The organism is Actinacidiphila sp. bgisy145 (genome assembly GCF_057708125.1).
The window spans coordinates 120,361-146,164 of record NZ_JBYIRL010000009.1; the positions used below are offsets into that span (position 1 = coordinate 120,361).

Consider the following 25,804-nt stretch of genomic DNA (forward strand, 5'->3'; position numbering starts at 1 on the left):
GGAGCGCAGCTACCTGGTGCTGCGCAGCACCACGTACTTCGGGTTCGCCGCGGCCACCTCGCCGTTGCCGAACAGGCGGCGCAGCCGCGGCAGGTAGGCGAGGTGGCGGTTGGCGACGACCCGCAGCTCGCCGCCCGCGGCCAGCGCCGCGTGCGCCGTGGTGAACATGCGGCGGGCGGCGGCGTCGGTGGTGGCGCGGTGGGAGTGGAAGGGCGGGTTGAGCAGCACCAGGTCGGCGCTGCCGGGCGGCACCGCGGTGAGGGCGTCCCCGACGGCGAAGCGGGCCTTGCTGCCGGGCGCGGCGTTGGCGTGGAAGGTCTCCTCGGCGGAGGCGACGGCCTGGTAGGACTCGTCGGTGAAGAGCACCTCGGCGTCGGGGTTGGCGAGGGCGGCCGCCGTACCGAGGACGCCGTTGCCGCAGCCGAGGTCCACCACCCGGTCCGGGCCGGTGCGGTCCGGCAGGTGCGCCAGCAGCAGGCGGGTGCCGAGGTCGAGCCGGTCGGCGCAGAACACCCCGGCGTGGTTGACGACGGTGCGCCCGGACATCGGGCCGATGCCGTCGGGCAGGGCGTAGCGCAGCGGCCAGGGGTTGGCGCCGCGGGCGAGGCCGGGCTCGGGCGTGCAGAAGACCAGCCGGGCCTTGCGCACCGCGAGCGAGGTGGTGGTGGGGCCGATGATCCGCTCGAAGAGGCGGAGCGTGGAGGTGTGGATCTCGCTGACCATGCCGGTGCCGAGCACGGTGGTGCCGGGGTGGACGGCGGGCGCGAGCCGGTGCAGCTGGTCCTCCAGCAGGGCGAGGCTCTTGGGCACCCGGATGATCAGCAGGTCGATCCGCGCGGGCGGTGCGTCGCGGGTGGTGCGCAGTTCGGCCGGGGCGCTTGCGGGTGCGCCTGCCGGGGCCCCGGGGATGGCGCGCCGCAGGTTCGCCTCCGCGGCCTGGCGGCCGAGGTAGGAGTCCGTGACCAGGGTGGGGCGGGTGGTGCCGCCCGCGGCGAGCGCGGTGGTGAGGGCGCCCCAGCGGTCCCCGACGACGACGGTGCGGCCGCCTTCGGCCGCTCTCCCGGTGTCGGCGAGGTGCTGGAGCGCGTACGCGTCGGCGGCGTCCCAGGCCCGCAGCTGCTCGCGCGGCTCGGCCGGGTAGCGGGTCAGGTCGAGGTCGCCCCACGGCGAGCTGAATCGGTGCATCGTGCGCCCAGCGTATCGCCGGTACGGGCCCCGCTCCGGCCGCGGCCGCGGGCTCCCTCGCGCGGGGGCGTCAGGCGGGGGGCGAGCCGGTGAGCCAGGCGCCGAAGACCGGCAGCGCGCCCGGCCCGTAGTCGGCGTTCATGCCCGCGACGAGGTCGGCGATCGAGACGCCGCGCAGGGACTCCCGCCAGGCCGTGTCCGCCGCGGACATCGCGCGGGAGATGGCGCAGGGCACGGTGCAGGACTCGGGCGGGGTGGCCAGCGGGCCGCGCTGCCGGATCTCCGTGCAGACGAAGGCGCGCTCGGGGCCGTCGACCGCCTCGACCACGTCGAGCACGGTGATCGAGGCCGGTTCGCGGGTGAGGACGTAGCCGCCCGCCTTGCCCTGGACCGACCGCACCAGGCCGGCGCGGGACAGCGCCTGCAACTGCTTGGCCAGATAGCTCGCCGAGACGTCGTGCAGTTCGGCCAGCCGGGTCGCCGGCACCGGTTCCTCCACTGACGTGAGCACCACGCAGCAGTGCAGGGCCCACTCGACTCCGCCGGACATCTTCACCTGATCACTCTAACCAGCCCGCTCGCGGGCCCACTCGGTTCGGGACGCACCACGTCCGCGCCACGCCCGCCCCCCATCTTGACTCGGACAAGTCCCATCCGCGTATAGTCTCGGACAGGAAGTGTCCGAGTTCACGCGGCACCTGGCCCGCCGGGCACGTACGCCTCGGCACGGACGGAACGGCACCCGACGGAAGGCATGTCATGAAGATCGCGGTCATCGGCGGCACCGGGCTGATCGGCTCCCAGGTCGTCACAAGGCTCAAGGCCGCCGGGCACGACGCGACCCCGCACTCGCAGTCCACCGGCACGGACGTCATCAGCGGCAAAGGACTGGACGAGGCCCTGGCCGGCGCCGGCACCGTCGTCAACCTGACGAACTCCCCGACCTTCGACGAGGCGTCCGCCGGCTTCTTCCGGACCTCGATGGACAACCTCGTCGCCGCCGCCGGACGCAACGGCGTCCGGCACTTCGTGGTCCTCTCGATCGTCGGGGTCGACCAGGTGCCGGAACTGGACTACTACCGGGCCAAGGTGCTCCAGGAGGACATCCTCAAGGCCGGGCCCGTGCCGTACTCGATCGTGCGGGCCACCCAGTTCATGGAGTTCGTCGACGCGATCCTGTCCTGGACCACCGACGGCGACACCGTACGGCTGCCGGCCACGCCCATCCAGCCCATCGCCGCCGCGGACGTGGCCGCCGCGGTGGCCGAGGTGGCCGCGGGCGCCCCGCTGGGCGGCGTCCTCGACGTCGCCGGACCGGAGGTCTTCGCGCTGGACGAGCTGGGCCGGCTCACCCTGCGGCACCGCGCGGACGCGCGCACGGTCGTCACCGACCCGGCCGCGGGCATGTTCGGCGCGGTCAAGGGCGACGTGCTCACCGACCGGAACGCGCGGCTCGCGCCGACCCGCTACACCGACTGGCTCTCCTGATACACCGACTGGCTCGCCTGAAACCGCCCGCGGGCGGGCAGCCACGAAGGCGAGGGCGGCCACGAAGGTGGGGCCCGGGGCCTTGTCCTGGCCCCGGGCCCCGCTGGTGCCGCCCTGTGCTGCCGCCGGCCCCTGTCACCGCCCGGGTGAGCGTCACCTCGCGCGTGATGCCTTTTCACTACCGCCGCACGAGAGCGGCGGGCCGGAGTCGAACCGGCATTTCGCGATCCCTTGGCCCGAAGCGGCGGGCCGGCGATCGGCGGCCCGTGCTGAGTCTGGAGCGAGAGTCTGAGTCTGGCCGCGGCGCCGCTGTGCGCGGCCGCCGCCTCACGACGAGCTTCAGTTTCAGCTTTGCGCTCCCGCGCACTCCCCCGCACTCGGGCGGGGAAGCCCCTCCGCACGCGGCGGAGGGAACTTGTGGGGTCAGGCCCCGAGCAGGTAGCCGAAGACGGCGTCCCCGACCCGCCGGTCGGCGACCTCGGCGCCGTTGGCCTCCTCACGGGCGAACTGCACGGCCTGGTGGAGCTTGTCCACCCGCTCCAGCAGCTCGTTGACCCGGCGGGCCGGCAGCGCGCCGGAGAACTTCACCGTCGTCCAGTACCCGACCGCGATGTCCTCGTAGTAGACCTCGACCTGCGCCGGGTGCTGCTCGGTCGCCTCGGCCTTCACGTGGTTGCGCGGCACCTTGCGGGTGCGGATGGTGCGCACCGGCTCGGTCTTCCAGGCATCGGTGGAGGCGTCGAGGTTCCACGCCTCGGCGGCGTCGAGCACCGGCAGCTTCCGGATGAACTGCCCCAGCTCCACGAGCTGCTTCTCCAGGAAGAGCAGGTAGGTCACCGGCACGTCGCGGACCAGCTCGCGGCCGTCCACCGTGATGTCGGCGCGCGCCTCGCAGTTCGCCCAGTCCTTGGTGGCGGTCACGTCGAAGAGCCGGCTCAGCGCGGTCGTCGCGGACCGCAGCACCTGCTCGGCCTGGACCTGCACCCGGGTGGACTCCGGCGGCAGTTGCTCGCCCTCCTCGTCCTTGGGCTGGTAGGTCCGGGCGATGCCGGACAGCAGCGCGGGCTTGAGCAGGTCGCGCTGGGCGGACGCCAGCTCGTGGTGGGCCTTGGACTTGGCGCCCTTCTCGACTGCGATGATCTGATTGAGTTTCGCCACGCGGAGAACGTAGCAGCGCGGGCGATCGGCACACGAACGTTTATCCGCCCGCGGCCGGGCCGCGAGGTGCTCACAACCGGCCGCGGACAGAGGAAAATTGACTGCCCGTCACCTCACGGCGTGCGCACCCTCGTCGGGTAGTGCTCGGCGACCACCTCGCTCATCGCGCCCAGCGGGTCGGCGCCCACCTGCGTCGCGGAGAAGTAGATGTTGCCGCGCACCTGCGGGTAGCCGGCGTCGAAGGCGAGGTGGCGGGAGAGCTCGGCCGGGTCCTGCCAGGCCGCCGGCTGGCCCGCGGCGCCGGCCTTGTACAGGGCCTCCCCCACGTAGAGCCTGGCGCGGGTGCCGGCCACGACATCGGACCACCACGGCACCAGCACCGCGTAGTCGGCGGCCGCGAAGCCGATGTTCCAGTAGACCTGCGGCGAGGTCTATTCGTTGGCACAAGGCGCTAGTCTCTTGTCATGTCTACCGAACTGACGACGCCCCCGATCATCGGCGTCACCTGGTCCGCGGCCGAGTTGGCGGAGCTCGAAGAGCTGAAGAGGATCAACGAAGCTCTTCCGGAGGGCGCTTCCAGGGCGTTGCTCTCCGTACGCCTGTCCGTCCTCACGGATGACACCACCTCCCCCATACGCCAGGAACTTGATCTTTGGCGGCAGGCGAACAACGACCGGGCACGGGTCGTTGGAGTAGCGCGGGACCTGAACGTATCGGCAACCAAGATCCCACCGTGGAAACGGAAAGACCTGGGCGAGTGGCTGAACAACCGCGCACCGGAGTTCGATGTCCTCTACTTCTGGAAGCTGGACCGGTTCGTCCGCCGCATCCTTGACCTGCAAGTGATGATCGAGTGGTGCACCAAACTTGAGAAGAACCTCAAGTCCCTCCACGACCCGATCGATCTGTCCAGTCAGATCGGCAAGACGATCGTCTCCCTGATCGCCGGTATGGCGGAGATCGAGGCAGCGAACACAGGGCTCCGAGTCTCGTCTCTCTGGCAGTACGCCAAAACTCAGGAAAAGTGGCTGGTCGGAGCCCCGGTGTACGGCTACATGTCAGAGCGGGGCCAAGACGGGAAGAACGTGCTGGTCCTTCACCCGCAGCGGTTCCGAGTGCTGCGCTACGTCATCAACGCATTGCTCCGCGAGAGGCCGCCATCTATTTACCGCCTATGCAACGTACTCAACCGGGCCCAGGTACCTGGCCCGAGCGGCGGCGACTGGCACGGCACCTCTCTGCGGATCATCCTCCGCAACCCGGCGCTCACCGGCGTGCGCACGGAGATGAGCAAGAACCCCGCCAAGAACAAGCGGTCTCAGATCGTCTGGGGCACCGACGGAAAAACAATCAAGGTTGCGCCTCCGATATCGCCATCGGAGGAATGGGATCGAGTGCAGAAGGTATTGGACCGGCTTGCGGCCCGACGTGTCAACTCACGGCCGTGGACGAAGGGCTCCACACAGTTCCTCGGCGTCATCATCTGCCATAGGTGCGGAGGCAACTACACCAAGCGCACCAACCGGACGGAAGGGAAGACGTATTTCTACCTCCGCTGCCGGACCTGCAAGAGCGCCGGAGAGAACCCCGACCAGATATACGGTTCCCTGGTCGAAACGGTTCTGGAAGAACTCGGAGATCACCCTGTGGAGTACCGCGAGTACGCCCGCGGCGAGGAGATGCGCAAGCGACTGCGCGAGGTAGAGGCCGGCATCGAGCACTACATGCAAGGTCTCGCGCCAGGTGGCAAGTTCGCCGTGGGTGGATTCGTTCAGGAGACAGCGGAGAAGACGTTCGCCTCGCTGATGAAGGAGATGGCCGCCATCGATCCGGAGAGCACCAAGGATCGTTGGATTCTGACTCACGGAGGCAGGACCTACCGGGAGCAGTGGGAGGCCGGTGGGATGGAGGAGATGACCAAGGATCTGTTGCGCGCAGGCATCAAGTTCTCTATCCGCCGAGAGATGACATCGGGCCCGAATGGGCGAGGCACGGTCGAAACGGTCGGCGAACTCCTCATCCCTGAAGACGTGAAGGAACGTCTGGCGATCCGGGAGGATCAGTTCAGCCAGGCTGGCTTCTGAAGAGGCATAACAACGCCCCTGGCGAGGCACCAGGGGCGTTTGCGTTCACTCCTTGACGCGGACGAGCGTCTTGTTTCCATCACGACCAACGCGATACACGAAGACCTTGAGGCCGCTGGCTTTGCTGCCACGACCGGGTTCAACAAGGGGCGATGTCTGCGCCGCTACTGGCCTCATGGGTCCTCCCCTCAGCCAATCGCAGGCTCTCGCGGATGATCGCGGCAAGTAGTTCTTCTCCGGGGGCGTAGCCGAGACCGAGGTACTGCCAGGCGGATTCGGTGACGAGGGTCGTGTGTTCCCGTTCGTGGTCGGGGAGGGCGGCGAGGATGCGTTCGTGGGCAGCCTTGGTGCGCCACTGACGACGGGTGTCGCGAAGCGCGCCGAGGGTGGTGGAGTAGTGGCGGGACTTGGTGGAGAAGTGGCCCCGGAACCCGAGCATGTGGGCCCACTTGCGGAGGTTGAGGTGGGCGAGTGCGGGTGAGCCGCCGAGGTCCCATGCGGTGCGGATGATCTGGCGGATGTGCTGCTGGACGACGAGGTGACGTACGGGGAAGCCTTCTCCGGTGCTGTCGCATGCGACGCAGTCGGCGCGGCCGGTGGGTGTGGTGCGGAAGCCGCGCCCTTTGCAGTGGGGGCAGGTGACGGTTCGGTCTACGGTGCCGGTGTCTTCGGCGCCTTTGGTGACGTACTTGGCTACGTAGGCGGCGACCTTGTGGCCGGTGAGCTTGTCCGAGTCGGTGCTCATGGGCCGGATGCGGATCTGTTCGCCGAAGCGGAAGACATGCCGTCCCACGGTCGCGTCGTCTTCCAGGGCGACGGTGACGGCCTTGACCGCCGGTGCGATGGCGTCGGTGAGGACATCCGTGGTGGCGTTGGCCGGCGGGGACTCGGTACCGCCTTCGGGGCCGTCGAGACGGATGATGGCGTGGTAGTGGATCAGGCCGCGCTTTTGGTACTCGGCAACCTTGGCGAAGGAGATTCGCAGCACCTTGTTCAGTGCGGCAACGTTCTTCAGTTTGAGTTCGGCGGCGATCTGGCGGCGCAGATAGGTGGTGAAGCGGGCCCATAGGGCGGAGGCGTGGGCGTTCCACAGCACTGCGCCCGCGTAGTCGTAGGTGCGGGGATTGACCGGGGTGCCCAGGGCGGGGTCATCGGGAGTGTGGCGGCGGCCGCAGGTGCAGGTGAGGCGGGTTCCTCGGCTGTTCTTGTCGTAGTTGTGGACGGCGCCGAAGGAGGGCGCGGTGAGGGTGACGAAGACCCGGGGGTGATCTTCGACGGCGTCAGGGGTGCCCTTGCCGCCGGTGAGTCCGGCCTTGATCAGGTGAAAGGTGTCGGCGGCGTAGGTACGCGAGCAGGCGGCACAACGTGAAGCACGGCGGTTGCCGCATGCGATGAGGAGGCGTCCGGTGGGGTGGTCGAGGGTGGTGAAGACGTGGAGGGCTTCTCCGGTGTCGGCATTGAGGGTGGCGCTGTAGCCGGTGAGCTGGACGGGTTGGGTGCAGCCTTGGAGGCGTTCGATTTGCTGCTGTACCTGGGGGAAGCCGGGGTCGGCGGCCAGCGCTAGCAGGTCACGAAGGCCCGGGGTCAGGGCGGGGGCGGTCATCGCGGCGGGTCCTTCCAGGGCGGTTGAGGGCGTGCGGGGATGGAGTCCCGGCCAGAGGCGGTGTGGGCAGGGGTGCCCCTGGCCGGGACTTCCCAGGGGGTGCGGCAGGGCGGTTCAGCCGTCGAGGTGGGCGGCCAGGGTGGTGGCCAGGTGAGGGGTGATGCGCAGGCGCGCGGCCAGCTCGGGGGCGGTGATGGCGCGGGCGTGTTCGCTGCGGTGTGCGTCGGCGATCTGGCGTCCGGCGTGGATGAGCGGGGCGGGCAGCGGACGCGGCCCCGGATGCGCGGGTGACGCGGTCGGCGGGGGCGCGGCGGGGAATCTTGAGGGGTCGGGTGCAGTCGTGTCGGGTGCTGCTACCGGGGTGGCCGTTTCAGCGGCCGGTGCGGGTGGGGGTGTTGGCTCTGGGTGGGTGGTGTGGAAGTGGCCGAGGAGGAGGGGGCCGACTTTGCCCCAGCCGAGCAGGAGCAGGGGCGCGACGGTGTCGAGGGCGGCGCGTCCGTAGTGGCGCACGGTGAGGGGTTCGGCGGTGTTCAGGGCGAGGGTGAGCAGGCCGCACAGGTGCATCAGCCGGGTGGCCGGGCGCAGTTCGCGGGCGGGGACGCCTTGGAGGGTGAGGCGGCGCAGGGCGACCAGGAGGCCGATGACGGACAGGTCCACCATGGGGGCGATCAGGGGGGCGATGGGGTGGGCGATGCCAAGGCGGAGTGCGAGGGCCCAGACGTTCCCGAAGGAGAAGGTGAAGGCGAGCGTGGCGATGACCGCCATCACGGCGGTGACGGTGGCTTGCGTCAGGGTGTCGGAGCGGGCGGCCATCGCGGGTGTTCTCCCTTCTTGTGGGTGGGTTGCCGGTGGGTTATCGGGCACGGTTGCGCGGGCGGGTGGGACCACCGGGCCGCTTGGTCAGTCGGGGCGAGGGGATGGGGTGGTGGTCGAGGAGCTGGGCGGGGTCGGCGGTGAGGTGTGCGGTGGTTTCGGCGGTGTGCGCGACGTCGTCGGGGTGGACGAGGGGCGTGCGGACGCGGGTGAAGCCGGGGCGCCCCGCGACCGACATGGAGGCCACGCCGACGTAGAGGGGGTCTTGCAGGGCGACCGGGTCGGCGTCGGGCCAGTTGCGGATGTCCTCCCCGAGGGCGGCAACGGCGGCGTCGGCGGTCTTCTGCGCGAAGGACATCCCGACCGGGCACACGTCCCGGATGAACGTGGGGATCGCGTCGCCGGTCGCCTTCTGCGTGGCCAGGATGACCACGACTCCGACACTGCGGCCCTTCTTCACCAGGTCTTCCACGAGCCGGGCGTTCTCCGAGGCCAGCGCGGCGAGCTGCTTCGTCTTCTGGTCACTGCCCTTGTAGTCGCGGAAGTAGGTGTGTGCCTCGTCGATGACGAGTACGACCAGCGGCCACGAGGTGGTGGGGCCGCCGTGCCACATGTTGGGCCGCCCCAGCAGCCGGCGGATGCTGGTGGAACGGCGCCGCCGCAGGTCCACCAGCCGCTTGAACAGCGCGTTGGCCTCTTCCAGGTCGTCCCCGACGAACGCGAAGCACCGCTTGACGATGTCGGCGTAGTCGCCCTCGCCCGCAGAGGTGACCTTGCCGTCCGCGACGGCGAATTGCACCGCCCCGGAGGGTGCCAGCGCACAGAACAGGCGGGCGATCAGCGACGTCTTGCCGTAGCCGGGCAGCCCGGCCACCGTCATTCCGGGGATGTTGGCCATGCGCAACGCGACCGGTTCGGCGTACTCGTCCACCCCGAGATCCCACACGCTCACGTCGGGCGGCTGCTTGCCGTCGGGGCGGAAGGTGGTGGGCACGGTGATGGGGTCGGTGCGCACCGCCCGCATGCGGACCTTGCCGGGCCCGTTGGGCAGGACCGATATGCGGACCGCTCCCCATGCGTCGGCGAGGTAGGGGGCGGCTTTGGTGTACTCGGCCAGGCCCACCTTGGGCAGGCAGGTGGCGTCCACGATGACGCCGAACCGGTCCGGTGTCGTGGACACCTTCGGCGTCAGCACGCGGGGCTTGGGCGTCTGTCCCTCCTTGGTCTGCAAGGAGGCGAGGAAGGTGGGGGTCTTGTCGGTGACCGACAGGCCCGCCATGGGGGCCAGGCGCCGCCACCTGCGGCGGATGCGGTGCGCCTGACGGATGCTGGCCCGCGTGTGGGTGTCGGCCCGCAGGTAGCGCACGACCACGAACACCCACCAGGCGAGCAGTCCGACCGCGCAGGCCACCGCCAGCACCAGCCAGTCCCGTTCGATGCTTTCGGGGTTCACGGCGTTTCCTCCCGGTTGTCGTGGAACAGGAACCCGGCCAGCGCCGTTTCGAAGTTCGCCCAGTCGTAGGGGTTGTCCAACGGCGGGTAGCCGTGAGCGACCAGCAAGGCCGCCATGGACTTCACGAGCTGTTCGCTGAACCGCTCATCGGGGCCCGTGACCGTGAGCGGATACGCCCGAGGCGGGCCGAAGGAGAACCGCTGGTGCTCGCCGGTCACTTCTGCGCCTCCGAGCCCTTGGGCTGGGCCTGTCCGGCCGAAGCCGGGGCGGGGGCGGTGTGGAGTTCGATGCGCTCGGCCCGGTAGGACAGGCCGGTGTTGATCTGCCCGTTGAACCCCGGGGTGCCCCACGGGGAGCAGACCAGGCCCACCGGCCGCACCTGCGTTCCCGGCACCGCACCCTGGGGAACCTGGGACTCCGGAACGGTGATCTTGATGACCTGCGCGCGCCCGTCGGACACCTCGGTCAGCGAGATCACCGCCATGGCCTCAGCCGTGACGGAGTTGAACACCTGCACCGCAGGACTCCCGTCGTCGCTCTGCCGCATCTTCGGCGCCGCCGGAAGCGCCACCAGGAACAGCGAGCCGTCCACCTGCACACGTGCCATTGCGTTTGCCATCTCGTGTTTCTCCTTCTTGATTGCCGGACCGCCGGTTGGCGATACCGGAAGACTGTAGCGCTACACCCGCACATGCGCAACACCGATACACGCGTGCGTCGCGCTACAGATGGGTCACAGGGGTAGCGCGCCTGTGCCATCCATGCGGGGGCGCCGCTATCCTGCGGTCATGACGCTGCCGCTCGAAGAGGACCCAAGGCCGCCCTACGTGCAGGCCGCCGCGGTACTGCGCGGTGAGATCACCAGCGGGAGGCTCAAGCCCGGCGACAAGCTGCCGTCAGCGCGTGACCTGCAAGACCGCTACGGCATCGCCAGCTCCACCGTTCAGAACGCGCTCCGGATGCTGAAGTCCGAAGGGCTGATCTACTCCGTCCAGGGGCGCGGCAGCTTCGTACGCCAGAACGCCACCGGGCCGACCACCAGCGGCAGCCGTGCGGCCTCGTCGCCCCGCTCCGCCGGATCTGGTGAGGCCGGCGGGCGGGACGAAGGCGAGGCCGTCAAGGAACTCAAAGCGCGGGTGGCCCTGGTGGAGGAACAACTCAGCACGCTTCAGCAGACGCAGGAGAAGTTGCTGACGCTGGTTCAGCAGTTGCTTGGACCGGACGGGAAGTAGCGGCTGTCAGGGCGGCTACCAGTGCGTCAGCGCGGTCTTGCAGATCGGCGATTTGCTCACTGAGCCCGGCCAGGCGCCGGGAGAGTTCGCCAACGTCCCGCGCGTTCATATCCGCCGCTCCCGTCGTGCACTGCCGATCACGCCATCCCACGCGTTCCATTCCGTGCCGCCCCTCGTCGCATCCGTCGCCGAGCGATCCCGGCGGGACGTCCAAGACTCCGGGGCATCGCCGGTTACGGAAATACGTGATCTCGTGCTATGCGGCAGCCCCACGCGACAACCCGCCCCGCCCTGCCCGCTACAGCCGTGCGTCACCAGAGCCGGACCGCCCACCGAAGCCACCTCCCCCTTCTCGTCCATCCATGTCACGCACTGCCGCAGGCTGCTCCGGCGACGTCTACAAGCATCCACAGAAAACGCGTTTTGCCTGACGGTACTTTCCGTGTTATCCACCCCCGGGCGCGGCTCGATCTCCCTTCTCCCGCCACACTCGCGGCCCGCCGGTGACCGGACTGTAGACCCGAATCCCGGACGCACCAAACGCCGAAGATTCACGCGCCACCGATACCCAATACGCAGTGAGACGCAGTGATTTCCTCTGAAACCCTCTGACTGCCTCTGGGACACCCCCCGTACAAAACTGCCGTGACACACCTCACACACCGCGCCGGTCATGTCCGCTCCCTTTCGCCACCGCACCGACACCTCCTGACGTACCGCCATCCTCGGCGCCCCCAAGCGAGGAACCGCCCCAAGACAGCCCCCGGCCTCATGGGTCGGGACGCCGAGCGCTCCCGCGTTCCGTCCAGCGGGAACCCGACCGCCCGCGGCACGGGCCGAGCGGCCGACCGGCGGACCCATCCTCAAATCCCCACCCTGTGGACAGCGCCCCGCCACCACCGGAACGGAAACTGTCAAAACACACCACATCCGTACGAACCTCCTGCGCGTCGTGAGAACCGAGCTGTTCACCTGCTACAGGTCTCCGCAGACGGCTCCGTGTGACACGAGAACGGAAAAACTTCGGGCCTGGACGGTGGCAACCCTGCGGACCGCTCGGCAGTCGATGACCAACGCCGAACACGGCAGCACGCCGACATCACTGAAAAGGTCACTGAAACCGGGGGGTGCGCATCACAGTTCGGCAACGCACTCCAGTGATGTCCCCCATGCCGCTTCCCCGACATCACTGATGCAGGTCAGAGGGCGCATCCGCGCAGGCCCCACCCGGGACATGCCGCTTGCCCGCCCGGAGCAGTGATGTTCCGACCCCACACCTCACCCCACGCCACGCGCCCGTAACTACGCAGCACCGGCAAGCAGCACGCCAGCAGCAACCCGGACCGGCAGCGCTCCGAGCCCACGCCATGCCCAGACCGCCAGGCGCGCAGCAGCGGCAGCCGTCAACGCCGCACGGCCGAAGCGCTGTTCAAAGTTTCTTTACTGGATCAAGGGCGGCCCGCTACGCGGACCGCCGCGCGCTGGCGGCCAGGGCCGCCGCCGCTCCTGTCTACCGCCCCGCTCACGCCGGCCCCCACCGCTCAGCGCGCAACAACAACGACAGCGGACAACCCACAACCCCGCACAGACACCCAACCAGCACCAGGCCAACACCACACACGACACCCCGCCCGGCACCAGCCGACAAACACGGCACGGCACGACCGCAGCCACCCGAACACAGCCACCGCGCCACCACGCCAAGCCACGACCACAAACCACGAAGCGTGGCTGAGCCGAGCGGGGGCACAGCGAGACACACGCGCACCACCCCACCCGGCCAACCCACCGCCCTGGCTCACTTTCCGTGGCCAGGGTCCGGACATGCCAAGACGGCCCGCTTGAAGAGGTGGGCCGGTGATCAAGAATTCAGTTGTTACCGCCCGGGAGATGGACTAACCGATGCTACGCACCATCGCCATCAAGACGGGCGAGTCCGGCGACGGCTGACTCTCGCCGATATCGGCGTACCCCCATGACTCGTACAGGGCGTGCACCTTTCCGTTCCCAGCAAGCGGATTCACCATGAGCGCCGCCTGAGTTTCGCGCCGCTCAGCAAGAAGCGTGTCGTGGATTCGGCGAGAAGTTCCCGTCTTACGCCACGGCACGCGGACCATGATCTCTTTGAGGGCCAGAGTCGGCGTAGTCGTCACAGTCTCCGGAAGAGCGCTCGTGATCCGCTCCCAGAATCGGTCACCGCTCTCAATCGAATTTCCGTATGCGTATCCGACCGCCTCATTTCCGTCATACCCGACGACAGCTTCAAACCCTGCCTCGGAGCCGTGCCGCGCGAGACGCTCCCCGTAGCGCTCGACAGAATAGTGTGGATCATGGAGACGATCGGCGCGAACTTCGGCGTACACCTCGATCAGAGTGTTCCAAATATCATCCAGGTTGCCGAATCGGCGAAGTTCAACTCCGGCAGATTTCACAAATCATCCCTTCGGCGTTCGATATATTCATTCCACAGTTCCAACACGCTACTGTGCGGAGCGACGAGGCGTAGTCTACTCCCGAAGAGATCCAGCATCCGAGTAACGCGTGGATGGGATGACCCGGTACTCATGGCCGTTGTCGCCGCAGCCTCAATTTCGCCTTGCCCAAGTTGGGCGTGCGCCAATCGAGCCGTCGCAATGGCCCTGCTTCGAACCATGTGGGGTCTGAGCAGCGAGATGCTGCGGTGAGCATGAGACTCCGCCACTGCAAAATTTCCCAGAGAAAGATGCGCCGTCAGAGCAAGGCTCTCAATTTCGGCCTGATCGAAAAATGCTTGCATCCAGGCCGGCCGAGGGGATTCCAAGTCGGCATTAGCGTAAGCGGATTGCGCTCGGCCAATAGACCTTTCCACTGCAACAGAATCTCTTGTGAGGCCGAGGATCGCCGCGTGTCGCGCATGCCCGAGAGAAGCAAACATCGGGTCGCGGCGCGCAATCGGCAGGCCCCGTGCGACATCATTTGCCGCCAATGCGTCAATGGGTCGCCCGAGGTGTCGATACAAACTCCCAGCGTGAGACCAGATACGGAATTGAATTGAAGCATCCCCGGACATCGCAGCAAGCGTCGAAGCCCGATCAAGATAACGCTGAGCCTCATTGAATCGGCGCCCATCAATGGCGGCCCAAAGAGCGCTGGACGTAAACGAAGCAGCACAGGCGTAGAGATTACTTCTGACCCGTTGGCTGGAAGTACCTCTTTGCAGGAGGGACAGCGCCTCACCCGCCAAGGCGGATGCGTGTGTCTCGGTGCTGACTAGCCCGCCGTACTTGTGATCTTGGTCAAGGATTGCGGCGAACTTGACCTCCAGACGCCGCACGTCGCTACTCCCAACTCGGCGCGGAGCCGTGAGGTCGGGGGGCATGACCGCACCCGCCGCCGACATCACGAAAGTGCGACGAAGCACATCATCCTCCTTCTGCGCGGTGGAGCGAGGCGGGCGGAACCCTAAGTCTTCGACGGGGCATCCGAACACATGCTCCAAGGCCACGCGGGTTCGTCCGCTGGGCCGTTTAGTGCGACCGCTCAGAAGGTTGCGGACGGTGCGATCTGAGACGGCCCCTTGCCGACCGGTGATCTCTCTCAACGCCACGCACATCTGCTCGGCCAACTCGTCCTGAGTCAAGCCTAGTTCACGCATGCGCCGCTTCAGGATGGAGTTCACTTCCATGCGCCGAACGTAACGTCACCGCCACGTCCAGCACCAGCGCCAGGGTCACGAGAACGCAAAGTCTTCCGGTCCCCCCTGCGATGCAACCTCCGGTCCTTCCTGTTGCTGGGAGGCGACGAGTTCTTCACTGGTCTCGGCACAGATGGAGAACGGAGAGTCGGCGAAAGGTGTGATCATGACCCCCAGCGTCCTTCAATGCAGGTTGGACCTGGCCTGCGAGCCTTCCGCCGTCCACTTTGCTCGGAGCCACACCCAGGACGTCTTGCAGAAATGGCAGATGCCCGAGGAGGTGTCCTTTGACGCTGAGACGGTCGTCTGTGAGCTGGTGACCAACGCCGTCCGGCACGCCGGCCAGGCCGCCATACCGTTCAAGAAAGACGGCGGACAGCCTCCCGTCCCCCAGTGCGCTTTGACCCTCTGGGTGGCGAACACCCGACTCCACATCGGGGTGTGGGACCAGAGTGCCAAGCGTCCCGTACTCCGACCGCCCTCGGCCGAGGCGGAGAGCGGTCGTGGGCTCCTGCTGGTTGCCGGGCTGACGGAGGGACAGTGGGGCGTGGCCGGCGTGGCACCCGAAGGAAAGATCGTCTGGGCGGCCCTGCCTCTCCCCGCTTCCTACCGCCGCCGCCTGGCGCTCGGCTGGTTATCCCGGGGCGCCAGTGAGGCGGTGAGCGCATGACCATGCCGCCGGTACTTGCAGTCAGCACCACTCCGGACACGCTGGTCCGCTTGAGTACGGCACTGCGCGCAAGCCTCAGTGCGGACATCTACGGCGACCTGGACTCGATCCTTGACGAGCTGGACGAGGTTCTGGACCCGCACACCGACCTGACGGACCAACAGGTCGCCGACAGGTCGGGGAGCTTGCACTCCACGCTCCGCGCGATGCTGCACCTTGCCACGCCCAGCCCTGGACATTTCCACCTCACCCGCGCACTGCTGCTGGAACAGCGCCCCGCATCCGACGCGGACGCACTGGGCTACACCCGACGCTTGGCCATTGCCGTCCTCGATCTCGCCGATGAAGCCGTGAAGTCCCCGGCCCCTCCGTAACCCCAGAGCCCCCACCGTCGCTTGTGCCACGGCGACGGTGGGACACCACCCTTCCCCGGCCTTCCTACGGAGACGGTCGGCCAGGGAAGGCCACATCTCCACCCCCGTCGCAGCCTCTTCCTCTCTCTACCATCCCTCGGTCCGGAGGAAGAGGTGCGACCCACCCCCCGCGGCGGCGGGGGTGGAGAACCCAACCCCTTGTACCTCAGTCAGGAAGAGCCCGACGCGCCTGAGCCTCAATCCAGATCAAGGTAATTCAGGTGCTCGGAGACCCCGGTTCGAGTCCGGGCAAGGGGACGAATTCGCAACAACACTCAGGAGCCGCCGCCCATTGAGGGCATGGGGAGAATCAATGCCCGTACCGCAAACGCAACGACCGATCTGCGGCCAACGCACATTGGTCCCGGAAGCCCTGGCGCCAACAGTGCTCAACCTTGCCCGAGGCGCCCAGGGAGCGAACAGTCGATACACAGAAGACGACCTCCTCGACACCCTGATCTGCACGCTCGAAAGGCACCCGCACCGGTCCGTACACCACGGCGTCGTGCTGAACCTGCGGGGCCCGCAAGCAGGCACGATATGGGCTCTATGGCGGGGCGATAGCGCACCGCAGGCCGCCGTCCTACTCCCCGACTGCCCGGCCACCAATGGGGAGGATTTCTGTTCAGAATTCCAATCCCACTGGGGTGCGCACAGCTGGGACCTCTACGACTGACCGTCCACCGCCCATCCCTTGTAGCTCAGTCAGGAAGAGCCGGACCTACCCCTGTGAAAGAGGCCCGCGACCCCGGTTCGAGTCCGGGCAAGGGAACGCAACACCCATCAACGACCGCAACGGCCTAAGAGCCATATCAAGTAGAGGAAGATCAATGAGCAAAAAGGGCGGCAGCCAGAAGCCCGCACCCGTCGGCGACGCCATGCACAGCCCCAAGGCGAAGGAAGTCCGAATCTACGCGGACCCCAACGGGAACCGCCAGGAGCGCCGCGAGGCTGCGCGGCAGGATCGCCGGAAGAAGTGAGCAGCAAGGACACGCCCGGTTACCCCGCGCCGCAGCCAGATCCGATACCGCGTACGCCGCCAAAGCGGCCGGGGAACCCCTGAAACTCCCGCCTCCGTGCACTGCCAATCACGGCTCTCCCACATTCCGTGTGGCTCGCGGAGGCGGGTCCACACCGCCACCGTCGCTCGTGCTGGGCGACGGTGGCGGTGTCATCCAACCGTGCCCCATTGCGTAAAAGGAAAAAAATCGCACTGTGAACGAGCTTTCCCTGCCAACCTTCAACAAGGGCAGCCAGGTCATCGGCGAAAAGCGCCAGACGCTTGCCGCCGATCTCAAGAAAAAGTACGAAGCCGGCACCGATCTTCGTGAGCTCGCCGAGGAGACCGGGCGTTCTTACGGGGCCATACATCGCTTACTGAAGGAGTCGGGGGTGGTTTTCCGTCGTCGCGGCGGGTACCGGCGCGACAGTAGAAAGGCAGCATCGAACTAAGGACCGCGAGGAGGGGACTACGTTGTTAGACAAAGACCCGCTTTTATCCGCATCCGAGCAGCAGCTCATGGAGCGCTGCTCGGCATACATCCGCGTCGACCGGCGCCCGTACAGCGAACGGAAAGCGCGCTATCAGGTTGCCGCTGACCGACTCCACCGAGGCGGTTTTTGTGACCGTGACATTCTGATGGATCTCGGCGCGGGCGGCACTGAGTTGGACTACTGCCTGCGCACCGAGCACGGGTGGCGCGGCCGGTACGCCCCGGTGGACGGCTGGATCGACGGAACGGATCTGGAGACCTGGACGCCCCGACGCCGTCCGGACTGGTTCGCGGCGCTCGAAATCCTGGAGCACCTTCAGAACCCGCAAGGTCTGGTCGACCTGATGAAGGCGTACGCCGATCGCGGCTTCGTGCTGACCACCCCGAACGCTGACGTGGTCGATGTCCTCGCCATGGATGAGGACCACGTGCACGCGATCAACCGTGAGCAGTTGGAGGGCTGGGGCATCTACGTCACGACACACACCTTCTACGGCACTCCCGGCGACGGCCTGTGTGGCCTCTGGACGAAGGAGCCGATCCGATGAGCCCGCGCCGCATGCTCCCCCTCCTGCCGGTTCAGGGCAACGGATCAGTCGCTCCTTCCACCAACGTGGTTGATCGGCTGCACTCGCTGCCGTTGCAGACGGTCGGCGACATCCGCGCGGCATTCCCCGGCATCCCCGTCGAGGAGATCCGCGCGGAGACGCACTTCCAGAACCTTCGGGTGCTGACCACGTCCACATGCGCGATGCGGTGCGGGTACCCGGGCGAGGGCACGATGTGGTGTCACAACGAGGGCATGGAACGCAACGCCATCCACGACTCCGACCTGTCAGAGGCCCGGAAGGTCGTCGCGCGTTTCCGTCGCGAGAGGGGGATCACACAGGTCACGCTGGCCGGCCTCGAACCGCGGCTGAACGACGAGTTCGTGACGTTCATCGCCGGGATGCGCGCCGACGGCATCGAGAAGATCTCGCTCGTCAGCCACGGTCTGAAGATGCTGGATTGGCTTCCGCGTCTCCAGGCGGCTGGGCTGTCCGACATCGTGCTGTCCGTCCAGGCATTCGAGAAGCAGGCGTACGCCGACATCATGGGCCTGGACGCCTTCGACAACGCCCTGCGGGTCATCGACCTGGCCGGCGGCATCGGCCTGCCGGTCGCAGTCAACCGGGTGATCCTTCGAGGCTTCCACGAAGACATTCCCGGCTTCCTGGACTGGATCGACAAGCGAAAACTCCGCGTGCGCCTGTATGACGTGATGTGGATGCCCGGTCAGGAAGACCAGTGGCTCCGCAACCACATCTCGTGGCAGGAGATCACGCACCTGTGGGCCGACCGTACCGAGCGGATCACCGTATGGACGTACGGCCTGCCGGGCCGCGTCAACATGGTGTGGTGGCTGAACGGCGGCGCCTCGATCGAGACGAATCTGAACTACCCGCGCACTCAGCACACCGCGCCGGTCTGCCGCGACTGCCGCGTCAAAGACGCCTGCCTGGAGGGCTGGATGGGGTGCGGCATCCGCATCACCGCCGATCTCAAGGCGTCCGGATGCGTGCTGCGGCCCGACCTCGCGATGCCACTCACCACTCCGGACCGTGGATATGTTGAACCGTCCGCGCTGGACTCGTACCTGTCCGGCAAGCTCACCTAGGAGAACCACCCTCATGCTGCTCGACGGCAAACGCCTCGTGATCAGTGGCGTCCTCACAGAGGACTCCATCGCCTTCGCCATCGCCCGCCAGGCGATGGATCACGGCGCCGAGGTCATCCTGACGAACGCCCCCGGCCGGCCGTCCTCGATCATGGGCCGCATCGCCAAGCGCCTCCCCAAGGAACCGGTCGCTCTGCTGTCGGCGGACGTCACCAACCCCACCGAACTGGAACAACTCCGGACCGACACGGCCGCCGTGTGGGACCACGTAGACGGCGTGTTGCACGCCATCGCGTACGCACCCGCTGACGCACTCGGCGGGAACTTCCTCAACACCCCGTGGGAATCGGTCAGCACCGCCATGCACGTCTCGGCGTACAGCCTCAAAGCCATGACGGTGGCGCTGCAACCGCTCTTGGAGAAGGCACCGAACGGCGCGTCGGTGATGTCCCTGGACTTCGACGCACAGGTGGCCTGGCCGGTCTACGACTGGATGGGACCGACGAAGGCCGCGCTGGAGGCCGTCACCCGCTACCTGGCACGCGACCTGGGGCCGAAGGGCATCCGCGTCAACACCATCTCGGCCGGGCCCATCCGCAGCATGGCGGGCAAGTCGATCCCCGGGTTCGAAGTCCTGGCCGACAACTGGCACGAACGCGCTCCCCTGGGCTGGGACGTCCAGGACTCCGACGTGGTCGCGGGTACCGCGACGTATCTGTTCAGCGACCTCTCCCGCGGCGTGACCGGCAGCATCCTGCACGTGGACGGCGGCTACCACGCCATGGGCGCTCCCGTGAAGGGGTAGTTGCCCGCCTCGTTCGCCCCTGCACGAGCGAATGAATGAATGAATCAATTGATCGGTGCGCTGGAGCTAGCCCGACCGTCGCCCCTCCCCCGGCGGCGGTCGGGTTCCTGCACGTCGCCTACACCGGGCCCCCGCGCCGAACCGTGACCCTCATCCCGGACCCGCTTTGCCGTGGAAGCGGGAGGGGCGTTCGAGACGAGCTTTCCTGCGGCTCTGCACGCCCCTCCGGGGCCCTCTGAAGACGCGCGAATATCAGGGCTTGGTCCGCGTCAGAAAGGTCGGCCAGGAGTCCCACCATTTGCTCTAGCGGGCCCACTGCCCACCCCGCCGTGCATAGCGATCCTGGATGAGCGTCATGGCCCCCAAGGGATCGGCGCGAACCTCCTTCGCCGAGAAGTAGACGTTCCCCCGGACCTCCGGATGTTCGGCACAGAGGTCCAGGTGCCGGAGCAGTTCTCGGGGGTCCTGCCACTGCGCTGGCTGGGCCGGATCTCCCACCTTGTACAGCGCCTCACCGATGTACAGATCCACCCCGGTGCCCCGCACCACGTCCGACCACCACGGCACCAGAACCGCGTAGTTCGCAGGAACCTGCTGGTCAAGCGGTTGTGCCAACCAGTAGACCTGCGGGGCGATGTAGTCCAGCCAGCCGCGCTCGACCCAGCCGCGGGTGTCGGCGTGCAGGTCGTCGTAGGTCTGCACCCCGGCCGCGGTGGCCGAGCCGAGCGGGTCGGTGGCGGCGTTGCGCCACACGCCGAACGGGCTGATGCCGTACTGCGTGCCGGGCCGGACCTGCTTGATGCGGGCGGCCATCTCGCGCACCAGCAGGTCGGTGTTGTGGCGGCGCCACGCGTCGCGGTCGGGGAAGCCGGCGCCGTAGCGGGCGTAGCTCGCGTCGTCGGCGAAGGTCTGGCCGGCCACCGGGTACGGGTAGAAGTAGTCGTCGAAGTGCACGGCGTCGACCGGGTAGCGGCGCACCGCGTCGAGCATGGCGTCCTCGACGAAGCGGCGGACCTGCGGCTGCCCGGGGTCGTAGTAGAGCTTGCCGCCGTAGGGCAGCACCCACTCCGGGTGCAGCCGGGCCGGGTGGGTGGGGGCGAGGGTGCCGGGGTCGTCGGTCATCGCGACGCGGTACGGATTGAACCAGGCGTGCACCTCCAGCCCGCGGCGGTGCGCCTCATGGACGGCGGTGCCCAGCGGGTCCCAGCCGGGGTCGCGGCCCTGGGTGCCGGTGAGGTACTGCGACCAGGGCTCATAGGGCGACGGCCAGAACGCGTCGGCGGTCGGGCGGACCTGCACCATCACGGCGTTCAGCCGCCGTTCGACCGCGAGGTCCAGCAGGCCGGTCAGTTCGGCGCGCTGCGCTTGCGGGGACAGGCCGGGCGCGGAGGGCCAGTCGGTGTTGGCGACGGTGGCGATCCACATGCCGCGCAGCTCGCGGCGGGAGGTGCCCGGGGCCGCGGCGGGGCCGGCGGGACGGGCCGGGTCGGCGGTACGGGCGGCGTCTGCGGTACGGGCGGGGGTCGCGGTACGGGCGGCGGTCGCGGCCTGTGCGGTGCCGACCGCCGCGGCCGAGGCCAGCGCTCCGGCGGCGGCGACGGTCAACGTCCTCCGGGAAAGCGGGTGCAGCGGGTCCAGCGGGTCCATACGGTCCTCCTGATCGAGCCGATCTGCCTGATCCACCGTCCAGATCCGCCGATGATGGTGGCCCGGGCCGATGGCGGCAAGCACCGACTGGTCCAGTCCACTGGAGCGGCAGGGCGGCGGCCCCGCCGATCCTCCTGGGCGGTAACGTCTGTCCGGTACCCGATCGGGGCAGTGATCAGGGGCCGGTGATCAGAGGTACGAGCCAGCGCACGGCAGGCAGCGACGGGGCCGGACACGGCCGGCGATCGGGAGGCGGACGAGTGAGTGACATCCAGCGCGTCGGAGTGGTGGGCGCGGGCCAGATGGGTTCGGGCATCGCCGAGGTGTGCGCGAAGGCCGGACTCGACGTCCGGGTCGCCGAGACCTCCGGCGAGGCGCTGGAGCTGGGCCGCGCCCGGCTGGCGAACTCGCTCGCCAAGGCCGCGGAGCGCGGCAAGCTCACCGAACAGGAGCGGGACGCGGCGCTGGACCGGCTCACTTACACCACGGACCTGGCCGAGTTCGCCGACCGGGACCTGGTGATCGAGGCGGTGGTGGAGGACGAGCAGGTCAAGCTCGGCATCTTCAAGACACTCGACCAGGTCGTCACCCGCCCCGACGCCATCCTCGCCTCCAACACCTCCTCCATCCCGCTGGTCCGGCTCGCGGTGGCCACCTCGCGCCCCGACCAGGTGGTGGGCATCCACTTCTTCAACCCGGCCCCCGTGCAGCGCCTGGTCGAGATCATCCCGGCGCTCACCACCGGCAGCGAGACGGTCAAGCGCGCCGAGGCCCTGGTCACCGACGTCCTCGGCAAGCACCCCATCCGCGCCCAGGACCGCTCCGGCTTCGTCGTCAACGCCCTCCTCGTGCCCTACCTGCTCTCCGCGATCCGCATGTTCGAGTCCGGCATCGCCACCCGCGAGGACATCGACAACGGCATGGAGCTGGGCTGCGCCCACCCGATGGGCCCGCTCAAGCTCTCCGACCTGATCGGCCTGGACACGGTGGCCGCCATCGCCGACTCGATGTACAGCGAGTACAAGGAGCCCCTCTACGCGGCCCCGCCCATCCTCCAGCGCATGGTCGACGCGGGCCGACTGGGCCGCAAGTCCGGCGCGGGCTTCTACGCCTACTGACGGCTCCCGGCGGACGGGCCGGACCGTTCCGGACCGTGCCGCGGCGGTCACGCCGTCGCCCCTCACGACGGGACTGCGGGCCCCCGGCAGCGCGCATCACCCGGACGGAGCCGTGGATTTTGGGGCGGGCCGGGTAGTCCACCGCTGAGGAGAGGGTGGTGGCGGTCGTGGCGGCTGGGGTGGAACCCGTGGACGTGCTGGTCGTGGGGGCAGGTGCGGCTGGGCTGGCGTGCGCGGGCGATCTGGCCGCCGCGGGCCTGACGGTGCGGGTGTTCGAGGGTTCCGACGGTGTGGGCGGGCGGATGCGCACCGACGTCCGGGGCGGGTTCCGCCTCGACCGCGGCTTCCAGGTGTTCAACACGTCGTATCCGCAGGTCAAGCGGCGACTTGAGCTGCGGGGGCTGCGGCTGCGGCCGTTCGCCCCGGACCTGCTGGTGCACACCGGCGAGGGGCGGCTGCGGGTGGCGGACCCCACCCGCGGGCCCGTCCGGCTCGGCCGGCTGGCCGACCTCGTGCCCGGGCGGCTCGGCTCCGCCCGCGACCTCGCCGCGCTCGGCGTGCTCAGCGGCCGCGACCTGCTCGCACCGCCGCACGTGCTGAAGCACGGCGCCGACCGCACCACGAGAACCGCCCTGTCCGCGGCCGGGCTCTCCGAGGAGTTCGTGGACCGGGTACTGCGGCCGTTCCTGTCCGGGGTCTTCCTGGAGGACGAACTGGAGACCTCCAGCCGCTTCTTCCATCTGGTGTGGCGGTCCATGCTGCGCGGCACCCTGTGCCTGCCGGCCGAGGGGATCGGCGCGGTCCCGGCGCAGCTCGCCGCGGCGTTGCCGCCCGGCACTGTGCGTCTGGAGTCCCCGGTCGAGGCCCTGACGGACGACGGCGTGCTGCTCACCGACGGGCGGGAGGCGACCGCCACCGCCGTGGTGGTCGCGACCGGGCCCGGCGCCGCGGTCCGGCTGCTGCCCGGGCTCGCGCCGGTGCCGACCCGCGCGGTCACGACGTACTACCACGCCGCCCCCGAACCGCCGCTCACCGAGCCGGTGCTGGTCACCGACTCCGCCCGGCGCGTGCTGAACACGGCGGTGCTGAGCGCGATCGGACCGACCTACGCTCCTCCGGGTCGGGCCCTCGTCTCCACCTCCGTCCTCGGCGTGACCGGCACCCCGGACGAGGCCGAAGTGCGCCGCACCCTGGCGGAGTTGTACGACACGGACACCGACGGGTGGGAGCCGGTGGCGGAGTACCGCGTACCGGAGGCGCTGCCCGCGATGCCGCCGCCCTGGCCGCTCACCCGCACCACGCGCCGGCCCGCGGGCGACGGGTCGGCCATGAGCGACGCGGGCGGCGCACGCCGCTACCTGTGCGGGGACCACCGGGCGACCGGCTCGGTCCAGGGCGCCCTCGCGTCGGGGGCCCGCGCCGCCAGGGAGGTCCTGGCGGATCTGGGGGCGTGAACGGCCGCGCCGGGTGCGGCGCGGGGTCGCCCTATCCCGCGGAGGCGACGGACAGCGAGCCGGAGGTGACGGCCAGGGAGAGCCGGTGCGCGGAGGCGGGATTGCGCGGCACCGTCACCTGGGTGCTCGCGGACGACGCCGCGGTGGCGACGGCGTAGCCGTCCGGGGAGTGCGGCAGGTGCGCGGTGACGGACGCGGACGTCTCGTGCAGGTCGAAGTCGTCGGGCACGCCCGCGAAGGACAGGTCGGCGCTGCCCGAGGTGACGGTGAAGTGCGCCAGCCGGGACCGCAGGCCGGCCGTGGTGAGCTGGATCGAGGAGGCGTCGACGGTGACGTCGCCGCCCAGCCCGCTCAGCACGGCCTGGCCCGAGGTCTGGCGCAGGCGCAGCCCGGTGTGGGCGGGCAGGGTCAGGACCAGGTCCCCGGCGCACGGCACGCGGACCCCGGCCTGGTCCTCGCACCCGACCTCGAGCGCGTCACGGTCGGCGGAGGCGTCGTGGACGGTCCGTCCGCGCAGTCGGTCGGCGGTGCCGTCGGTGCGGTGGAAGCTGCCGGTGACGGCGTGGGCGTGCGGATCGGCGGTCAACTGGATGCGGCCGGACACACCGTCGAGGACGACCAGGGCGGTGTCGCCGGCATGGAAGTCGTCCGCCCCCACGGGTCCGGTCCCGCCGCCGGCGGGCGAACCGTCCTGGTGGCGACTGCCGTTGCCGGTCAGCACCAGCACGAGGACGACGGCCACCGCGGCGGCGAGCATCGAGAGCAGCACCGGCCCGCGGAGACGTCGCGGGCCCGGTTTCCGGGAACCGCCGGCGTCGCCGTAGGGCGGTTGCCCGGGCGGCTGGGACGGCACCGGCGGCGCCTCGCCGCTCCCGGCGTACGGAGCCGCGCGGCGCGCGGAAGACGCGGGAGACGCGGGAGACGTCGGGGGTACGGGCGGCCGGTCGGGCTGCGGAGGCGTGTCGGCGGTGTCCATGCCCGTCGTCTGCCCCGGTCGCGCGCTGCTCACCCGGTCCTGACGCCGCCTCGGCGGCCGGCCCGGCCCCGGGCCGGGACCGTGGACGGCGGCGCCGTCGACGCGCCGCACCGCGCCGCACCGCAGCGCACACGGGTGTGCCCGCCCGGAGGGTCCTGCGCCTCCGGGCGGGCACACCCGTGTTCCGCCACGACGTCGATCGTCGAGGGGCGTCAGTCGTCAGTGTGGAAGACGTCCTCGGCGGCGTCCTTGGCCTTGTGGCCGGCCTGGCGGATGTCGGCCCCGGCCTGGTCGGTCCGACCCTCCGCCTCCATGCGCTCGTTGCCGACGGCGTGGCCGACGTTTTCCTTCACCTTGCCCTTGGCTTCGTCGAGCTTCGCCTGCGTCTTGCCGTGGTCACTCATGTCGTCGATCCTCTCTGTCGGTCGGTCCGGGAATCTCCTGGATCGAACGGCGATTTCCGGGAAACGGAATTCTGGGAATTTCTCCACCCTGGCGCCGTTGCCCATGGCCGGTCGGTGGGACAACTCCCGGGCGCGGCCGGAAGGGTGGGCGGATGTCCGCGTCAGGAGCGCCGGCCGTGGGTGACCGCCCGGTAGAGCGCCAGGAGGATCATCGAGCCGACGATCGCCGCGATCCAGGTCGACAGGTGGAAGAACCCGTTGATCGAGTGGACGTGGAAGATGACCTTCCCCAGCCAACCGCCGAGCAGACCGCCGAGAATTCCGATCACCATGGTGATGATGATTCCGCCCGGGTCGCGACCGGGCATGATCGCCTTGGCGATGGCCCCCGCCAGCAGTCCGATGATGATCCACGCGAGAATTCCCATGACCCGCTCTTCCCTCCGAGACGTGAAATCGTGATAGCCACCGCCTTTAC

27 protein-coding genes, 1 tRNA gene and 2 pseudogenes are annotated in these 25,804 nt (G+C 68.9%); 14 read left to right on the plus strand and 16 right to left on the minus strand.

From position 1 onward, the window contains the following. Window positions 1–9 precede the first annotated feature (9 nt). Both AC3ERT_RS10630 and AC3ERT_RS10635 read right to left on the minus strand, forming a co-directional pair. A complete protein-coding gene (locus AC3ERT_RS10630; RefSeq protein WP_435173746.1) occupies window positions 10–1,185 on the minus strand; it encodes a methyltransferase in 1,176 nt (391 codons plus the stop codon). Between the two features lie 70 nt (window positions 1,186–1,255). Next, window positions 1,256–1,735, minus strand: a complete 480-nt coding sequence (locus tag AC3ERT_RS10635; RefSeq protein WP_435136166.1) for an RrF2 family transcriptional regulator — start codon at window positions 1,733–1,735, stop codon at window positions 1,256–1,258. Between the two features lie 209 nt (window positions 1,736–1,944). Between AC3ERT_RS10635 and AC3ERT_RS10640 the strand changes: the two genes are divergently transcribed. Further along, window positions 1,945–2,673, plus strand: a complete 729-nt coding sequence (locus AC3ERT_RS10640) for an SDR family oxidoreductase (RefSeq protein WP_435173748.1) — start codon at window positions 1,945–1,947, stop codon at window positions 2,671–2,673. Between the two features lie 423 nt (window positions 2,674–3,096). Here AC3ERT_RS10640 and AC3ERT_RS10645 read toward each other — a convergent pair whose 3' ends face one another. Then, on the minus strand, window positions 3,097–3,831 hold the full coding sequence (locus AC3ERT_RS10645; RefSeq protein WP_335975522.1) for a DUF7873 family protein: 735 nt from the start codon (window positions 3,829–3,831) through the stop codon (window positions 3,097–3,099). 113 nt (window positions 3,832–3,944) lie between these two features. Beyond that, a pseudogene (locus AC3ERT_RS10650) lies at window positions 3,945–4,256 on the minus strand (hypothetical protein); the annotation flags it as partial. A gap of 39 nt (window positions 4,257–4,295) precedes the next feature. Here AC3ERT_RS10650 and AC3ERT_RS10655 point away from each other — a divergent pair. Next, entirely contained in the window at window positions 4,296–5,915 is a 1,620-nt protein-coding gene (locus AC3ERT_RS10655) for a recombinase family protein (protein WP_435173750.1), read from the plus strand. A gap of 139 nt (window positions 5,916–6,054) precedes the next feature. Here the strand turns inward: AC3ERT_RS10655 and AC3ERT_RS10660 are convergent, their stop codons facing one another. The 5 genes from AC3ERT_RS10660 to AC3ERT_RS10680 all read right to left on the minus strand — a co-directional run bounded on the left by AC3ERT_RS10660 (window position 6,055) and on the right by AC3ERT_RS10680 (window position 10,391). Continuing rightward, the gene (locus AC3ERT_RS10660) at window positions 6,055–7,518 is read right to left on the minus strand and encodes a replication initiator (protein ID WP_435173751.1); all 1,464 of its coding nucleotides are present in this window, start codon (window positions 7,516–7,518) and stop codon (window positions 6,055–6,057) included. A 114-nt stretch (window positions 7,519–7,632) separates the two neighbouring features. Then, window positions 7,633–8,331: a DUF2637 domain-containing protein gene (locus AC3ERT_RS10665; RefSeq protein ID WP_435173753.1), complete on the minus strand. Its 699-nt coding sequence runs from the start codon at window positions 8,329–8,331 to the stop codon at window positions 7,633–7,635. A 40-nt stretch (window positions 8,332–8,371) separates the two neighbouring features. Next, window positions 8,372–9,784, minus strand: a complete 1,413-nt coding sequence (locus tag AC3ERT_RS10670; RefSeq protein ID WP_435173754.1) for an FtsK/SpoIIIE domain-containing protein — start codon at window positions 9,782–9,784, stop codon at window positions 8,372–8,374. Continuing rightward, a complete protein-coding gene (locus tag AC3ERT_RS10675) occupies window positions 9,781–10,002 on the minus strand; it encodes a hypothetical protein (protein ID WP_435173755.1) in 222 nt (73 codons plus the stop codon). The genes AC3ERT_RS10670 and AC3ERT_RS10675 overlap by 4 nt, the downstream gene beginning before the upstream one ends. Beyond that, window positions 9,999–10,391, minus strand: a complete 393-nt coding sequence (locus tag AC3ERT_RS10680) for a hypothetical protein (RefSeq protein ID WP_435173757.1) — start codon at window positions 10,389–10,391, stop codon at window positions 9,999–10,001. Before AC3ERT_RS10680 ends, AC3ERT_RS10675 begins: the two co-directional genes overlap by 4 nt. A gap of 181 nt (window positions 10,392–10,572) precedes the next feature. Between AC3ERT_RS10680 and AC3ERT_RS10685 the strand changes: the two genes are divergently transcribed. Further along, a complete protein-coding gene (locus AC3ERT_RS10685; RefSeq protein WP_435173759.1) occupies window positions 10,573–11,016 on the plus strand; it encodes a GntR family transcriptional regulator in 444 nt (147 codons plus the stop codon). A gap of 1,895 nt (window positions 11,017–12,911) precedes the next feature. On the opposite strand, the gene AC3ERT_RS10690 is transcribed toward AC3ERT_RS10685, so the two are convergent. The 3 genes from AC3ERT_RS10690 to AC3ERT_RS10700 are packed head-to-tail and all read right to left on the minus strand — an operon-like array spanning window position 12,912 to window position 14,857. After that, window positions 12,912–13,448 carry a GNAT family N-acetyltransferase gene (locus tag AC3ERT_RS10690; protein ID WP_435173761.1) on the minus strand — a complete coding sequence of 179 codons (537 nt, stop codon included), beginning with the start codon at window positions 13,446–13,448 and terminating at the stop codon, window positions 12,912–12,914. Beyond that, window positions 13,445–14,680, minus strand: coding sequence for a helix-turn-helix transcriptional regulator (locus tag AC3ERT_RS10695; protein WP_435173762.1), 1,236 nt, complete (start codon window positions 14,678–14,680; stop codon window positions 13,445–13,447). Before AC3ERT_RS10695 ends, AC3ERT_RS10690 begins: the two co-directional genes overlap by 4 nt. A 45-nt stretch (window positions 14,681–14,725) precedes the next feature. Next, window positions 14,726–14,857 (minus strand): hypothetical protein, encoded by a 132-nt coding sequence (locus AC3ERT_RS10700; protein WP_435173764.1) that lies wholly within the window; start codon window positions 14,855–14,857, stop codon window positions 14,726–14,728. Here AC3ERT_RS10700 and AC3ERT_RS10705 point away from each other — a divergent pair. The 9 genes and pseudogenes from AC3ERT_RS10705 (at window position 14,856) to fabI (ending at window position 19,727) form a co-directional block, all read left to right on the plus strand. Continuing rightward, on the plus strand, window positions 14,856–15,359 hold the full coding sequence (locus tag AC3ERT_RS10705) for an ATP-binding protein (RefSeq protein ID WP_435173766.1): 504 nt from the start codon (window positions 14,856–14,858) through the stop codon (window positions 15,357–15,359). The genes AC3ERT_RS10700 and AC3ERT_RS10705 overlap by 2 nt on opposite strands. Beyond that, window positions 15,356–15,733 carry a hypothetical protein gene (locus AC3ERT_RS10710; RefSeq protein WP_435173767.1) on the plus strand — a complete coding sequence of 126 codons (378 nt, stop codon included), beginning with the start codon at window positions 15,356–15,358 and terminating at the stop codon, window positions 15,731–15,733. Before AC3ERT_RS10705 ends, AC3ERT_RS10710 begins: the two co-directional genes overlap by 4 nt. A 194-nt stretch (window positions 15,734–15,927) precedes the next feature. Continuing rightward, a tRNA-OTHER gene (locus tag AC3ERT_RS10715) sits at window positions 15,928–16,030 on the plus strand. A 432-nt stretch (window positions 16,031–16,462) separates the two neighbouring features. Beyond that, window positions 16,463–16,544, plus strand: a pseudogene (locus AC3ERT_RS10720). 58 nt (window positions 16,545–16,602) lie between these two features. Then, window positions 16,603–16,752, plus strand: coding sequence for a hypothetical protein (locus AC3ERT_RS10725; protein WP_435173769.1), 150 nt, complete (start codon window positions 16,603–16,605; stop codon window positions 16,750–16,752). A gap of 235 nt (window positions 16,753–16,987) precedes the next feature. Then, window positions 16,988–17,224 carry a helix-turn-helix domain-containing protein gene (locus AC3ERT_RS10730; protein WP_435173770.1) on the plus strand — a complete coding sequence of 79 codons (237 nt, stop codon included), beginning with the start codon at window positions 16,988–16,990 and terminating at the stop codon, window positions 17,222–17,224. 22 nt (window positions 17,225–17,246) lie between these two features. After that, window positions 17,247–17,813: a hypothetical protein gene (locus AC3ERT_RS10735; RefSeq protein ID WP_435173772.1), complete on the plus strand. Its 567-nt coding sequence runs from the start codon at window positions 17,247–17,249 to the stop codon at window positions 17,811–17,813. Then, a complete protein-coding gene (locus AC3ERT_RS10740; RefSeq protein ID WP_435173773.1) occupies window positions 17,810–18,922 on the plus strand; it encodes a radical SAM protein in 1,113 nt (370 codons plus the stop codon). The genes AC3ERT_RS10735 and AC3ERT_RS10740 overlap by 4 nt, the downstream gene beginning before the upstream one ends. Before the next feature lie 13 nt (window positions 18,923–18,935). Further along, the gene (fabI, locus tag AC3ERT_RS10745) at window positions 18,936–19,727 is read left to right on the plus strand and encodes an enoyl-ACP reductase FabI (RefSeq protein WP_435173774.1); all 792 of its coding nucleotides are present in this window, start codon (window positions 18,936–18,938) and stop codon (window positions 19,725–19,727) included. Window positions 19,728–20,030: 303 nt separating this feature from the next. Here fabI and AC3ERT_RS10750 read toward each other — a convergent pair whose 3' ends face one another. Continuing rightward, window positions 20,031–21,356, minus strand: a complete 1,326-nt coding sequence (locus AC3ERT_RS10750) for a glycoside hydrolase family 10-like protein (RefSeq protein WP_488180728.1) — start codon at window positions 21,354–21,356, stop codon at window positions 20,031–20,033. 278 nt (window positions 21,357–21,634) lie between these two features. Between AC3ERT_RS10750 and AC3ERT_RS10755 the strand changes: the two genes are divergently transcribed. Both AC3ERT_RS10755 and AC3ERT_RS10760 read left to right on the plus strand, forming a co-directional pair. Further along, entirely contained in the window at window positions 21,635–22,492 is an 858-nt protein-coding gene (locus tag AC3ERT_RS10755) for a 3-hydroxybutyryl-CoA dehydrogenase (RefSeq protein ID WP_335975518.1), read from the plus strand. A gap of 167 nt (window positions 22,493–22,659) precedes the next feature. Next, window positions 22,660–23,946, plus strand: coding sequence for an NAD(P)/FAD-dependent oxidoreductase (locus AC3ERT_RS10760; RefSeq protein WP_435173829.1), 1,287 nt, complete (start codon window positions 22,660–22,662; stop codon window positions 23,944–23,946). A gap of 31 nt (window positions 23,947–23,977) precedes the next feature. On the opposite strand, the gene AC3ERT_RS10765 is transcribed toward AC3ERT_RS10760, so the two are convergent. The 3 genes from AC3ERT_RS10765 to AC3ERT_RS10775 form a co-directional block, all read right to left on the minus strand. Next, window positions 23,978–24,715 (minus strand): hypothetical protein, encoded by a 738-nt coding sequence (locus AC3ERT_RS10765; RefSeq protein WP_435173777.1) that lies wholly within the window; start codon window positions 24,713–24,715, stop codon window positions 23,978–23,980. A 419-nt stretch (window positions 24,716–25,134) separates the two neighbouring features. Next, a complete protein-coding gene (locus AC3ERT_RS10770) occupies window positions 25,135–25,326 on the minus strand; it encodes a CsbD family protein (RefSeq protein ID WP_435173778.1) in 192 nt (63 codons plus the stop codon). 161 nt (window positions 25,327–25,487) lie between these two features. Next, window positions 25,488–25,754, minus strand: coding sequence for a GlsB/YeaQ/YmgE family stress response membrane protein (locus AC3ERT_RS10775; protein ID WP_435173779.1), 267 nt, complete (start codon window positions 25,752–25,754; stop codon window positions 25,488–25,490). Between the last annotated feature and the right edge of the window lie 50 nt (window positions 25,755–25,804).

Excerpts from the sequence above, each read along its gene's own strand:
- AC3ERT_RS10685 (WP_435173759.1), top strand. The coding sequence starts at position 10,573 with ATGACGCTGCCGCTCGAAGAGGACCCAAGGCCGCCCTACGTGCAGGCC.
- AC3ERT_RS10700 (WP_435173764.1), bottom strand. The coding sequence starts at position 14,857 with ATGATCACACCTTTCGCCGACTCTCCGTTCTCCATCTGTGCCGAGACC.
- AC3ERT_RS10775 (WP_435173779.1), bottom strand. The coding sequence starts at position 25,754 with ATGGGAATTCTCGCGTGGATCATCATCGGACTGCTGGCGGGGGCCATC.
- AC3ERT_RS10665 (WP_435173753.1), bottom strand. The coding sequence starts at position 8,331 with ATGGCCGCCCGCTCCGACACCCTGACGCAAGCCACCGTCACCGCCGTG.
- fabI (WP_435173774.1), top strand. The coding sequence starts at position 18,936 with ATGCTGCTCGACGGCAAACGCCTCGTGATCAGTGGCGTCCTCACAGAG.
- AC3ERT_RS10655 (WP_435173750.1), top strand. The coding sequence starts at position 4,296 with ATGTCTACCGAACTGACGACGCCCCCGATCATCGGCGTCACCTGGTCC.
- AC3ERT_RS10710 (WP_435173767.1), top strand. The coding sequence starts at position 15,356 with ATGACCATGCCGCCGGTACTTGCAGTCAGCACCACTCCGGACACGCTG.
- AC3ERT_RS10705 (WP_435173766.1), top strand. The coding sequence starts at position 14,856 with ATGACCCCCAGCGTCCTTCAATGCAGGTTGGACCTGGCCTGCGAGCCT.
- AC3ERT_RS10770 (WP_435173778.1), bottom strand. The coding sequence starts at position 25,326 with ATGAGTGACCACGGCAAGACGCAGGCGAAGCTCGACGAAGCCAAGGGC.
- AC3ERT_RS10695 (WP_435173762.1), bottom strand. The coding sequence starts at position 14,680 with ATGGAAGTGAACTCCATCCTGAAGCGGCGCATGCGTGAACTAGGCTTG.
- AC3ERT_RS10660 (WP_435173751.1), bottom strand. The coding sequence starts at position 7,518 with ATGACCGCCCCCGCCCTGACCCCGGGCCTTCGTGACCTGCTAGCGCTG.
- AC3ERT_RS10640 (WP_435173748.1), top strand. The coding sequence starts at position 1,945 with ATGAAGATCGCGGTCATCGGCGGCACCGGGCTGATCGGCTCCCAGGTC.
- AC3ERT_RS10740 (WP_435173773.1), top strand. The coding sequence starts at position 17,810 with ATGAGCCCGCGCCGCATGCTCCCCCTCCTGCCGGTTCAGGGCAACGGA.
- AC3ERT_RS10630 (WP_435173746.1), bottom strand. The coding sequence starts at position 1,185 with ATGCACCGATTCAGCTCGCCGTGGGGCGACCTCGACCTGACCCGCTAC.
- AC3ERT_RS10725 (WP_435173769.1), top strand. The coding sequence starts at position 16,603 with ATGAGCAAAAAGGGCGGCAGCCAGAAGCCCGCACCCGTCGGCGACGCC.
- AC3ERT_RS10680 (WP_435173757.1), bottom strand. The coding sequence starts at position 10,391 with ATGGCACGTGTGCAGGTGGACGGCTCGCTGTTCCTGGTGGCGCTTCCG.
- AC3ERT_RS10635 (WP_435136166.1), bottom strand. The coding sequence starts at position 1,735 with ATGTCCGGCGGAGTCGAGTGGGCCCTGCACTGCTGCGTGGTGCTCACG.